Annotated in this window: 7 protein-coding genes; 3 read left to right on the top strand and 4 right to left on the bottom strand. The window is 70.9% G+C overall.

Features of this window, described 5'->3' with window-relative positions; all coding sequences use genetic code 11:
- Window positions 1–332: 332 nt before the first annotated feature.
- On the bottom strand, window positions 333–890 hold the full coding sequence (locus tag ACFVUT_RS29970; protein ID WP_389660699.1) for a MarR family winged helix-turn-helix transcriptional regulator: 558 nt from the start codon (window positions 888–890) through the stop codon (window positions 333–335).
- A 159-nt stretch (window positions 891–1,049) separates the two neighbouring features.
- Between ACFVUT_RS29970 and ACFVUT_RS29965 the strand changes: the two genes are divergently transcribed.
- Window positions 1,050–2,351 carry an MFS transporter gene (locus ACFVUT_RS29965; protein WP_389660731.1) on the top strand — a complete coding sequence of 434 codons (1,302 nt, stop codon included), beginning with the start codon at window positions 1,050–1,052 and terminating at the stop codon, window positions 2,349–2,351.
- Between the two features lie 74 nt (window positions 2,352–2,425).
- Here the strand turns inward: ACFVUT_RS29965 and ACFVUT_RS29960 are convergent, their stop codons facing one another.
- A complete protein-coding gene (locus ACFVUT_RS29960) occupies window positions 2,426–4,297 on the bottom strand; it encodes a SpoIIE family protein phosphatase (protein ID WP_389660701.1) in 1,872 nt (623 codons plus the stop codon).
- Between the two features lie 187 nt (window positions 4,298–4,484).
- Window positions 4,485–5,945 (bottom strand): NAD(P)/FAD-dependent oxidoreductase, encoded by a 1,461-nt coding sequence (locus ACFVUT_RS29955; protein ID WP_389660703.1) that lies wholly within the window; start codon window positions 5,943–5,945, stop codon window positions 4,485–4,487.
- 340 nt (window positions 5,946–6,285) lie between these two features.
- On the opposite strand from ACFVUT_RS29955, the gene ACFVUT_RS29950 reads away from it, so the two are divergent.
- Together ACFVUT_RS29950 and ACFVUT_RS29945 are read left to right on the top strand one after the other, a co-directional pair.
- Complete coding sequence (locus ACFVUT_RS29950) at window positions 6,286–7,272, top strand: TetR/AcrR family transcriptional regulator (RefSeq protein ID WP_389660705.1); 987 nt, start codon at window positions 6,286–6,288, stop codon at window positions 7,270–7,272.
- Window positions 7,273–8,111: 839 nt separating this feature from the next.
- Window positions 8,112–10,094: a sigma-70 family RNA polymerase sigma factor gene (locus ACFVUT_RS29945; RefSeq protein WP_389660707.1), complete on the top strand. Its 1,983-nt coding sequence runs from the start codon at window positions 8,112–8,114 to the stop codon at window positions 10,092–10,094.
- A 327-nt stretch (window positions 10,095–10,421) separates the two neighbouring features.
- On the opposite strand, the gene ACFVUT_RS29940 is transcribed toward ACFVUT_RS29945, so the two are convergent.
- Window positions 10,422–12,533: an asparagine synthase-related protein gene (locus tag ACFVUT_RS29940; protein WP_389660709.1), complete on the bottom strand. Its 2,112-nt coding sequence runs from the start codon at window positions 12,531–12,533 to the stop codon at window positions 10,422–10,424.
- Between the last annotated feature and the right edge of the window lie 72 nt (window positions 12,534–12,605).

Here is a 12,605-nt window from a genome sequence, read left to right as displayed (position 1 = left end):
TTTCCCTTTCCGGCGAGTCCGACTCTATCAGACCCTTTCGGCTCTGATTCCCAGTCAGCGGGAGGTGTCTTCCCGGCCGTTGAGCCGTTCCGACGTCCAAAACTCTAGCGGATTTTCCCGGCGGCTCATAATCGAGGCTTCGAAGTTGTTTTCGGCATGCCGAAAAGAACCCGAGTGGGAGATCGTGCAGAATTTTGGTTGCCGCATTAGCGGCGGGATTGGTTGTCCCAGAACCGTTCCGGATCCGTGACAACTCGAAGAACCTTACGGATCGAGGAGGGGCGTGTCAACCCCGCCAGGTCAAGCCGTTTTCCTGCGTGTCCGGCCGGCGTTCAGCCCAGGTCGGTGAGACGGCCGCCGGCGTCCGGCTGGGCGTGCTCCACGCGGCGCAGGAGACGGATCAGCATGCCGCCGAGGACTCCGCGCTCCTCGCTCGTGAGGTCCTGGAGCAGATCCTCCTCGAAGTCGGAGGCCATGCGCATCGCCTCCAGCCACTTCGTACGGCCCTCGTCGGTCAGTTCGACGATCACGCGCACCCGGTTGTTCTCGTCCCGGTCGCGGGTGACCAGGCCCTCGCCCGCCATCCGGTCGATGCGGTGGGTCATGGCCGCAGGGGTGAGGCCGAGCCGCTTCGCCAGTTCTCCCGGGCCCAGACGGTACGGAGAGCCGGACAGGACCAGGGTCTTGAGAACCTCCCACTCGGCGTTGCTGATGCCGAGGGCGGCGACCTGACGTCCGTACGCCACGTTCATCCGGCGGTTCAGTCGGCCCAGGGCCGAGACGACCTGCTCCACCTGGGGGTCCAGGTCGCGGAACTCGCGCTGATAGGCGGCGATCTGCTCGTCGAGGCTCGGCTCCTGGGGGCCGGATTGCTCGCTGGTGTCAGACATGGCGGGCAGTATCCCACGCCCCCAAAGCCGTCGAAGTCCTTCAACCTGAATTGTTGAGCTTCTAACTTTAGTGCTAAAGTCTTCGGGTTCGAGTCGTGTACCTGGCTCGACGTATCGCATGCGAGACGAGGGACGGGGTAGGTGAGCGTGACCAGGGAGATGGGCGCAGCGCTGCGGCGGATCCAGTTGGGCAGCGCGCTGAGCGCGTTCGGGCTGGGATTCACCGTTCCGTATCTGTACGTCTATGTGGCGCAGGTACGGGATCTGGGGGCCGGCACGGCGGGCATCGTGCTGGCGGTCTTCGCCATGGCAGCGCTCGCTGTACTGCCGTTCACCGGGCGTGCCATCGACCGGCGCGGGCCGCTGCCCGTGCTCGTCGTCGCCTCGGTCGCCGCGTCCTTGGGGGCGGTCGCCCTCGGCCTGTCGTCGAGCGTGACCTTCGCTGTGCTGTCGGCCGTGATCCTGGGCGCGGGCACGGCGGTCATGCAGCCGGCACTCGCCACCATGCTCGTCCAGTGCTCCAGCGCGACCACCCGTACGCGGGCCTTCGCCACGCAGTTCTTCCTGCAGAACCTCGGCCTCGGCATCGGCGGGCTGGTCGGCGGGCAGATCGTCGACACGAGCCGGCCGGAGACCTTCACCCTGCTGTTCCTCGTCGAGGCGGCGATGTTCGTCGTCCTCGGCGTCGTCGCCGCCACGGTGCGGCTGTCCGGTACGCCTTCCTTCTCCGACGCCAGGCCCACAGAAGGGTCCAAAGCGTCGGGAGGTCTGCGGGCGCTGCTCTCGCACCGGGCCATGGTGCAGCTGTGTGTGCTGGGCTTCGTGGTGTTCTTCGCCTGCTATGGGCAGTTCGAGTCCGGGCTCGCGGCATACGGAACCGAGGCCGCCGGGATCAAGCCGTCCACGCTCGGTGTCGCGCTGGCCGCCAATACGGCCGTCATCGTCGTGGCGCAGTTCGTGGTGCTGCGGCTGGTGGAGCGCCGCAGGCGCAGCCGGGTGATTGCCGCGGTCGGTCTGATCTGGGCGTTCGCCTGGATCGTGGCGGGGTACGCGGGTCTCGGGCACGGCAGCCAGACCATGGCCACGGCCGCGATGATCTCCACGTACGCGCTGTTCGGGCTCGGTGAGTCGATGCTGTCGCCGACCGTGGCACCGCTGGTCGCCGATCTGGCCCCGGAGTCGATGGTCGGGCAGTACAACTCCGCCTTCGCCCTGTGCAAGCAGCTCGCGCTGGCGGTCGGTCCGGCCGTGGGCGGGCCGATGGGGGCGACGCTGCACGGCCCGTACATCGTGACGTTCGTGCTGTTCTCGCTGGGCATCACGGTACTGGCGCTGCGGCTGGGCCGACGGCTCAGCCCCGTACAGGATCAGCCGTCGCTCGGGACTGTGCCGTCCAGGGTGGTGGCCGTGTCACTGCCGGAGACCGAACCTGTGACCGCCTCAGCCGTCACCACGCGGTGAGTCGGCCGGCACGGGTGGTGCGGTAGGAGCGGGCCGGGGTGCGTGAGGGGTTTCTGCTCCGGCAGGGCCCGCCCCTACTTCGGTAGGGCGAATTCGCACCAGACCGCTTTGCCTCCGCCCGGTGTGCGGCGGCTGCCCCAGGACGAGGCGATCGTCGCGACGATGGAGATGCCGCGGCCCGCTTCGTCGGCGGGGTCGGCACGGCGGCGGCGCGGCAGGTGGTCGTCGCCGTCGGTCACCTCGATGATCAGGCGGCGATCCGTGCGGCGCAGGCCCAGCCGCATCGGCGGGGTGCCGTGCTTGAGGGAGTTCGCGACGAGTTCGCCCGCGGCCAGTACGCCGAGATCGCAGAGCTCGACCGGGAATCGCCACGACGCCAGCACGCCGGTCGCGAAAGCGCGGGCGCGCGGGGCGGCTTCGATGCCGCCGAGGAGGTCGAGCGAGGCGTTGTGGAACAGCTCCGCGTCCGGCCCTGTGCGGGCGGGGTGCTGAACCACCAGGACCGCCACGTCGTCGTCGTGTTCCGCGGTGACGCCGAGGGAGCGGATCAGCCGGTCGCAGACCACCTGGGGTGATCCCTTGGCTCCGGAGAGGGCGCGTTCCAGGGCGGCGAGACCTTCGTCGATGTCCTCGCTGCGACGCTCCACGAGACCGTCCGTATAAAGGACCGCGGTGGAACCGGGCGGCAGCGCGATGGTGCCCGATGTGTGGATCCAGCCGCCGGTACCGAGCGGCGGTCCTGTCGGATCCTCGGCGCGGTGGACCGTACCGTCCTCGTCGCACACCAGGATCGGGAGATGCCCGGCGGAGGCGTAGACGAGCCGGTCCTCGCTCGGATCGTGGACCGCGTAGGCGCAGGTGGCGATCTGGCTGGCGTCGATCTCGGCAGCGAGGCCGTCGAGGAGTTGGAGCACCTCGTGCGGCGGGAGGTCGAGGCGTGCGTAGGCACGCACAGCCGTACGGAGCTGGCCCATGACCGCGGCGGCCCGCACCCCGCGGCCCATCACATCACCGATGACCAGGGCGGTGCGGCCTGCGCCGAGGGTGATGACGTCGTACCAGTCGCCACCGACCGCGGCGTCCGTGCCGCCGGGCTGGTAGGTGGCGGCGATCCGCAGGTCATCGGGCTGCTCCAGCTCCTGCGGGAGCAGGGAGCGCTGGAGGGTGACGGCCGTTTCGCGGTGGCGGCGCTCGCTGGCGCGGAGCCGTTCGGCCGCTTCGGCGTGGTCGGTGACATCCGCGGCGTACACGAGGACGCCGCCTTCGCAGCCTCTGTTCCTGGACCCGCGCCTGCCGCCCTTGTTGTTCTTGTTGCCCTTGTTCTGCTTCTTGCTCCCGTCGCCGTCACCTGCTCCACCGCCGCGTTCCCTGTGGACCGGGGTGCAGGTCACGGTGTACGAGCTGCCACTGCGGACCTTGCGGGACTTGACGGTACGGGGCGTGCCGCTGCGCAGGACCTGGTCCATGAGGGGCAACAGACTGAGCTCGGTGAGCTCGGGCATCGCCTCGGCCGCTGGGGCGCCCGCGGGACGGGGGCCGAAAGCGGAGGCATAGGCGTCGTTGACGTACGCGATCGTGTGGTCGGGGCCGTACACCAGGGCCACCAGGGCAGGCAGCCGGCCGAGGATGTCCCGGGCGGAGAGATCCTCCAGGACGGAGCCGCGGTCCCCGGGAGGTCCGCCGTGCGTGTCGTCGCGCGTGTCGCCGCTGTCGCCGGAGCTGCCGGTGCCGCCGGAGCTGCCGGTGCCGCCGGTGCCGGTGCCGGTGCTGGTGCTGCCGGTATTACCGCCAGGCGCGTCGCCGCTCGTGCCGCTGTCCGGTGGACGGGATCCGGTCTCCGGCTGTGCGTACTCGGCGCGGGCCGAGGGCACGGAACTGCGGTCGTCCCGTGCGGCGGCGCGGCGCTGTGTTCCTGGTAGGCGGGCGCTCCAACGCGTGAAGTTCACGGAATTTCTGGCCTCGTGTGTCGGTCTGGTCCGCTCGGGCGGGCTGCTCAGTGTCGGTCACTGCCGGCCGGGTCACTCTGTGCAGGTGTGGTCCCACCCATGGTCACACGTCCAGTGTGACGGACCGTACGGACAGTCGCCGGTACGGCCGGGCGCCGGGCGGGTGCGCGGGTGGGCCGACGGGCCGTCAGTCACCGTTCCCCGGCGCGTCGTCGGGCCTGGGTGGCTGGTCGTGACCTGGCAGGCCGCCGGTGTTCGGCGGGCGGGGCAGCCTGGGACGTCGGCCTCCCGCGGCGAGTTCGAATTCGGCGCGCGGGTGTTCCAGCGAACCGAGGGAGACGATCTCTCGCTTGAAGAGTCCGGCGAGGGTCCATTCGGCAAGGACACGGGCCTTCCGGTTGAACGTGGGGACACGGCTGAGGTGGTACGCACGGTGCATCAGCCACGCCGGACGGCCCTTGATTTTACGACCGTGGACATGGGCGACGCCCTTGTGGAGACCGAGTGAGGCGACGGAGCCCGCGTAGCGGTGACGGTACTCCTTGAGAGGTTCGCCGCTGATCGACGCGAGGACGTTGTCGGCGAGGACCTTGGCCTGGCGCACGGCGTGCTGGGCGTTGGGCGCGGTCTCCTTGCCGGCTCCGGCGGCGGTCAGGTCGGGTACGGCCGCGGCGTCCCCGGCGGCCCAGGCGTGCTCCACACCTTCGACGGTGAGTTCCGCCGTGCAGGTGAGCCTGCCGCGCTCGTCGAGCGGCAGGTCGGTGGCAGCGAGGATCGGCGCGGGCTTGACGCCCGCGGTCCACACGAGGGTGCGGGTCGGGAAGCGGGAACCGTCGCTCAGGACGGCGATCCGGTCCTCGCAGGACTCCAGCCGGGTGTCGAGGCGCACGTCGATGTTGCGGCCGCGCAGCTCACGGATCGCGTAGCCGCCCATGGCGTCGCCGACCTCGGGAAGGATGCGGCCGGACGCCTCCACGAGGATCCATTTCAGGTCGTTCGCCTTGATGTTGTGGTAGTACCGCGAGGCGTAGCGGGCCATGTCCTCCAGCTCGGCGAGGGCCTCGACGCCCGCGTATCCGCCGCCGACGAAGACGAAGGTGAGGGCGGCATCGCGAATGGCCGGGTCGCGCGTTGCGGAGGCGATGTCCATCTGCTCGATGACATGGTTCCGCAGTCCGATGGCCTCCTCGATGGTCTTGAAGCCGATGCCGTGGTCGGCGAGGCCGGGAATCGGGAGGGTGCGCGAGACGGAACCGGGGGCGAGGACGAGTTCGTCGTACGGGATCTCGACGGCGCCGGTGCCGTCCTCCCCGGTGGCGAGGGTGGTGACGGTCGCCGTGCGTTTGGCGTGGTCGATACGTTGCGCCTCACCGATCACGATCTGGCACTGTGCCAGGACCCGGCGGAGCGGAACGACGACGTGGCGCGGCGAGATCGAACCGGCGGCCGCTTCGGGCAGAAACGGCTGATACGTCATATAGGGATCGGGCGTGACGACGACGATCTCGGCCGTACCGCCTCTGAGTCTCTGCTTCAGCTTCCGCTGGAGACGCAGCGCTGTGTACATCCCGACGTAGCCTCCGCCGACGACGAGAATGCGCACACCCGGCGGGGGTGCGGAGGGTGTTCTCCCGGAATCTGAAGCCATCACCACCCCATGACGCAACGTGCTCAAGGGTTTGTCCACAGCCCCGGCAAATTGTGTGACCGGAGGTTCTGGACGGGCTGCTGCCGTTGATCGCTGCGACATTACGGAAGCTGCGCAGGTCAGGGGTTGGAGTGGGGGTCGGGTCCGGGAGCCGAATCAGTGACCAACCGGTCCTTGCTCCGATCGGGGGGCGCTCCATGCGGAAGTACCCCCTTCTGAATTGAGCCGGGCTCAACTATGTTCGTATGTCGTCGGGGTGTCGGGTTGGGACCATGATCCACTCCCTGGCCCATACGGCGGGAAGTCTCCGGGGGGAGACGTCATAACCGGGGGAACAGTTATGCACATTCAGGATTCTCATTGGCCGACCGTTGCGACGGCGGTCACGTCCCACTCTCCGTCCGACGGAAACGGACGAAACGGAGCGGTGGGGACAGCAGACGCGGCGGGAACGGCCACGACGGCGGGTACGGGTCCGGCCGGGGCGGCGGGAGCCGGCGCGGCGGCGGTAACGGGCGGTACGCCCGGCGCGGTGGGAGCCGGCGCGGTGGGAGCCGGCGCGGCGAACGGGCGCTCGGCTCCGCTCCGCGTGGACGCACAGCGCAATCTGGAGCATGTGCTGCGGGCCGCGCGCGAGGTGTTCGGCGAGCTGGGATACGGGGCTCCGATGGAGGACGTGGCGCGTCGCGCCAGAGTCGGAGTCGGCACGGTGTACCGGCGGTTCCCGAGCAAGGACGTACTGGTGCGGCGTATAGCCGAGGAGGAGACCTCCCGGCTGACGGACCAGGCGCGGACCGCTCTGGGGCAGGAGGAGGAGCCGTGGTCGGCCCTGTCGCGCTTCCTGCGGACGTCCGTGTCCTCGGGCGCGGGGCGGCTGCTGCCGCCGCAGGTCCTGCGGGTCGGGGTCGATGTCGACGCCCCTGCAGATGCCGAGGCCGGAGTTTCGAACGCGGCCGAGGAGTCGGGAACCCTGGCGACCTCCGTGTCGGGCTCGGCACCGGGCAGCGCGCGGGACGAGACGCGGGTGCCTCAGCAGAGACAGGGCGCCGGACAGGCAGACCTCCGGTCGGCCGAGGCGCGTTCCGCCGCGGAGACCGATGCGAAGGACGACGACGCGGGAGCCGGTGAACTGCTGGAGGTCGTCGGCCGGCTGGTGGACCGGGCGCGTGCGGCCGGTGAGCTGCGCCCTGACGTGACGGTGGCGGATGTGCTGCTCGTCATCGCCACGTCGGCACCTCTACTGCCTGATGCGGCTCAGCAGGCCGCGGCGTCGAGTCGGCTGTTGGACATCCTGTTGGAGGGGCTGCGCTCGCGACCGACCGCTTGAGCGGCGGGCGGAGGACGGGGGCGGGGGGACGTACGGGCCCGGGCGCGCGGGTTGAGCGCGTTGCGCGCGAGGACGCTGGTGCGGGGAAGCGTGCTCCGCGCCGGGCGTTCGCGGGTGTGCTGCGTGCGCTGCGCGCCCGTGGTGCTCGCTCTCCCCTCAGATGCTCAGGTGAGGGGTCGGAGCAGACGGGCGCGAACAGACGGGCGACGTGATCGACCTCTACCTACGTCGACGCGATCGGCCTGACCTGTCCCGGCACGGTCGGCCTGACCTGTCCCGGCGTGATGGACCTCGCCCGTTCGGCCCGGCGCGAATGGAATGGCGTGAATGGATGGGGTCGTGAGCGGTCGGCGTGGCCCGATTCGGTGGGTGCCGCTCAGCGGCTTGCCCTCGCTCGTCCACCCCACGCAGAGAACGCTCCGGCCGACGTCGTCCGCCACCGCGTCCGCCTCGAACGACCCCGGCCGGACCTCGACCGGGCGGTTTCGCCCGTAATGCCGAACGGGTCTCCGTGGCATGGTCTCGGCTCTGCACCCGGCCCCACCCGGCCACTTGGTCCGCTTTTGGGAATTGCTCGGATGATTCTTGATCGGTGATTCTTCAGCGATTGAGCGGTGCTTGTGCGACACACACGAGCAAGGTCGCTGCCCCTTCTCTGCAACACACCTGCGCAGAAAGGCTGATTACCCCTTCCCTGAATGAGTGGCTGCCAGTACTCGCATTCGAGAATGCACCTCGGATGAGTGGTTGCTGAGGCTGAAGGGCCGACGTGATTGCGCCATGTGGCACGCTTGCCCGGTGTTCGGGTCCGACAGCGCATACATACGGGGGCTTCCGCGATGAGCGGTGACGGGCAGCAGGCAGAGTCGTTCGACGACGGCTCCGCCGTGGGCGAGGTGGCGGATGCCGATGGGCTGTCCTCCCCGCAGGTGCCGAGTCAAGCCGGCCCCGGACGTGCGGGGGGCGACGCCGAGGGGTGCACCGTCCTGCCCGGTCCGTGGCCGGCACCGGCCGATCCGGACATCGAGGCCGGTGCCGCCGTGCCGATGCAGCGGGAGGGCGGCAGCACCACAGCTGCCGATGCCTCTGGTTCCGTGTTCTCCGACGCCGAGCTGATCAAGCAGATGCGGGACGGTGACGATCTCGCGTACGAGCAGTTGTTCCGGCGCCACGCGGACGCGGTTCGCCGTTACGCGCGGACCTGTTGCCGGGACGCGCACACCGCCGACGACCTGACGGCCGAGGTCTTCGCCCGCACGTTGCAGGCGGTACGGAGAGGCAAGGGGCCCGAGGAGGCGGTACGGGCCTACCTCATGACGGCTGTGCGGCATGTCGGGGCTGCCTGGACCAAGACCGCGAAGCGGGAGCAATTGGTCGATGACTTCGCGGTGTTCGCCGCCCAGGCGTTCCAGTCCATCCGGGTGTCGGACGCGGATGCGCTCGATCTCGGTGCGGATGTACTGGCTATGCGCGAGGCCGAGCAGTCGATGGCGATGCAGGCGTTCCGTAGTCTGCCGGAGCGCTGGCAGGCAGTGCTGTGGCACACCACCGTGGAGGAGGAGTCGCCCAGCGAGATCGCCCCTCTTTTCGGGCTGACCGCCAATGCCACGTCTGTCCTGGCCAGCCGGGCCCGCGAAGGGCTCAAGCAGGCATACCTGCAAGCGCACGTGAGCCAGGCGCTCACCTCGGGCGGCGACTGCGCGCGTTACGCCGACCGACTCGGGGCGTATGCACGGGGTGGACTCCGGATGCGGGCCGAACGGGGACTGCGGAGGCATCTGGACGAGTGCGCCAAGTGCCGGCTCGCCGCAGGCGAACTGGCCCAGGTCAACACCGGGATTCCCGCGCTGCTGCCGGTCGCGGTCATCGGCTGGTTCGCCGCCGGATATGCGCTCAAGGCCGCCGGAATCGTCGCCGGCGGCGCGGTGGGAGCTGCGGGCGCCGGTGCCGCCGCGGCGGCGACCGGAGGAAGCTCGTCCGGGGGCACGGCCGGTGGTGCCGCGGTCTCGGAAGGGCTCGGCGCACCAGCGAAGGCCGGTATCGCGGCAGCGGTCGCCGTGGCTGTGACAGCCGGCCTGGCCTGGGCACTGGTCGGCAACGACCAGCCGAAGCCCGAGGCCAAGCGTGCGGCCAAACCGGCTGTGGTGGCACCCGCGGTGCCGACGCCCACTCCGCCGAAGCCGACGCCTGAGCCCGCCGCGCCGGCGCCGCCCGCACCCTCCACCCCATCCCCGTCCCCGACTCCGTCACCGAAGCCGACACCCACGCCCACGCCCACTGCGACGCCGACGCCCACCCCTGAGCCGACTCCGCCACCGACCCCGGAGCCGCCGGCGTCCCCCGCACCGACGACTCCGGCCCCGCCGCCTCCGCCACCGCCCGCTCCGACCGTCTACCGGGTCAGCGAGCTGAGCTACTCGATGCTGGGCGACCACACCGGACCGGAAGTGTTGATCAATGAGAGCAACTGGGTCTGGCAGCGTTCCCACCTGTCGATCGGTGGCACGCCGTACGCGCACGGCGTGACCGTCCACAGCAAGTCCTCGATCACCATCCAGCTGAACCGGCAGTGCACGCGCTACGAGGCCATGGTCGGCATCGACGACCTGTCACTGGGACGCGGCTCGGTGCGTTTCTCCGTCCTCGGCGGTGACGGGACGCTGCTGTGGCAGTCCCCGGTGGTGAACGGTGGCGACCCCGCCGTACCCGTCGGAGTCGGTCTCACCGGTCAGGAAAAGATCCGGCTCGTCGTCCAGCGGGAACGGCCGGGTGGCGGTGCGGTCCTCGCCGACTGGGCTGAGTCGGCCATCAGTTGTCAGTGAGAGCCGTGAGTTCTGCGGTACTGCCGGTCCGGTCAGGAGATCGATGACCTAGTCGGCCGTCGGCGTGCGGCCTGGGGTGTGGGGTGTGGGGTGTGGGGTGTGCTCCGACGCGTACACCCGGAACGCGTTCCTCGCACGCATGCCGGTCGGCCTCGTCCCGCATGCCGCTCGGCCTCGTACGTCTCGATCTGGCACGCATGCCGCTCGGCCTCGCACGTCTCGGCCTCGCACGTATGACGGACAGCCTCGCCTGCTCCGGCCGGCTGGTACACGGACACAGGACTGCGCACAGGCGCCGCCCAGTACACGGACCCCGTACCGCGCCGGTTACGGCTGAAGTGTCCGCCTCGCCGGGACGACTCCGCCCGCGACCGCACGCTGGCGGGGTGCCGCCGTGCCTGTCCAGCAGGTGCCGCGTCGGGAGACGAGGCGGCGGAGCCAGAGTTCTGTGGACGCGAGGTGCGCCAGGCCGTCCAACGGAAGCGGTTCGCCCTCCGAAGCGGCACGCAGGGCCTTCCGTACGACGCGTGCCTCGACCAGGCCCGCGTCGGCGAGCAGGGGCGCGTCGAAGAGAGCGATCAGGTCGGGGAGGGCAGTGCGCAGGCCGGTGAGGGCGGTCGCGTTCGAGGTGGCGAGGGAGGGGGTGCCCCAGCCCGGCGGCAGCTCGTGGATGCCCGCGCCCGCGAGCACCCGGCGCAGGATCGCGGCGCGGGCACCCGGCTGGACCCGGAGCGATTCGGGGAGCGCACGGGCGGCACGCACCACTTGGTTGTCGAGGAACGGCGCGTGCAGCCGCTGACTGCGGTTCTCCGCGGCCTGCTCCAGGATCCGGTGGTCGGCTGCGTACCGGGCGAGGGCGGCCCGGGCGCGGGCCTCGCCCGGGCGTTGGACGGACGTGGGGCGGATCGCCGCCTCCTGCAGACGGACCGACACTTCGGCGAGCGCCTCCCCCGTCAGCCAGCGTGCGGCGGGCCCCGGCCGTGACCAGGCGAGGGCGGCGAGCGAGGCGTCGGCGGGGGTGTCGAGGTCGGGGGTGTGGCGGTTGGCGTCCGGCAGCAGGTCGGCCGCCGTTTCCAGGCCGGCGCGGTACGACGTACGGGACAGGCGGCGGGCGGCGCGGTAGACGGTCAGCGGGACGAAGAGGGAGTGCGCGGTCGGGCCCTCGGCCCTGGCGAGAGCCGCGACCGGCCGCAGCAGGTGGCGTCGGCGCCGGTCCATCAGCAGATCGGCGAGACGGGCCGGGTGGGCGTCGAGCACGTGCCGGGCGCCGCCGCCGACGAAGTGGTCGGCGCTGCCGGAGGCGAGGCGGCGGCGGTGGCGTTCGGAGACGACGAGGGACGGGGCGGGTTCATCGGTGAGCGGACCGACGCCCAGATCGGCGTAGGGCAGGGCTTCTTCTCCCGCGGCGACGACGACATGGTGCAGGCGCGGGTTGGCGGCGATGACGCGGGCACGTTCGAGTTCGTCCTCGTGTCCGCGTGTGGTGAGGTCGTTGAAGGTGACGGCGAGCAGCCGCTCCCCCGCTCCTGCGCCGTGGCCGAGGAGGGTGCCGGGCAGGCCCGGCAGTCCGGCTGCGAGCAGGGCGAGGGTGGCGGAGGCGCTGCCTCCGGAGAGGTCGGCGCCGATGCCCGGTACGGGCGCGCCACGGGCGGCGCGCCGTTCGGCGGGCCCCATGCCGGGAACCGGGCCGGGGTCGGGCGGCAGGGTTTCGGGGGCGTGGCGAGGGGCGGTGAGCCTGGCGCGTACGGCCTCGACGAGGGCGTCTCGCACCCCGTCGACGGCGCTGACCGGGTCGACTTGGGCCGCGGCGACGGCGAGGGAGGCCACGGCCTCGTACCCGGTGATCTCGCGCGAGCCCTCGCGGAGGATGAGGGCGTGCCCCGGCGGAATGCGCTTCACTCCGGCGTACGGGGTGCCGTCGCGGAGCGCCTCCGGTGTTTCGGGGCAGGCGAGCAGGGTGGCCAGGTGACCGATGTCGAGCTGGGCCTCGATGAGGTCGGCCAACGGCAGTGCGGCGGTGGCGTACGCCGTACCGCCTGCCCAGGGCGTGTAGAAGACCGGGCGGGCTCCGGCGAGGTCCCCGAGGACGGTGATCCGGCGGCCGACCTGGACGACGGTCGTGTAGCTGCCGGGCCAGGAGGTGAGATGGCGCAGGGCTCCGCCGCGGGCGGCGAGGAGGCCGGAGCGCAGTTGTTCGTCGGTGGCGCCGCAGCAGCCGAGGACGGCCATGCGTGCGGTGGGCGCGCCTTCGGCGGTCTGGACCGTGCTGATACGGATCTCGTCGGGGCGCCAGTCACCGACGGCCCAGAGCGGATCGGGGTCGCCCCACAGGAGTTGGGAGCCCACAGGGTGCATCGTGCGCCCCTCGTCGGCGGCGCCGACGGCACCGGCCGTGCCGAAACGCGCGGCGATACTGCTCCACCCCACCAACCAACGCATCGCCGCCTCCACAGGCTGTGGACAAAACGGCGCAGCAGGGAGTCATTGGGAGAACTGCGGTAGCAAGCAGCG

The sequence above is a fragment of the Streptomyces sp. NPDC058051 genome (genome assembly GCF_042885475.1).
GTDB lineage: Bacteria > Actinomycetota > Actinomycetes > Streptomycetales > Streptomycetaceae > Streptomyces.
Note: the sequence above shows the minus strand (reverse complement) of the source record. Positions and strands in the feature narration are given on the sequence as shown.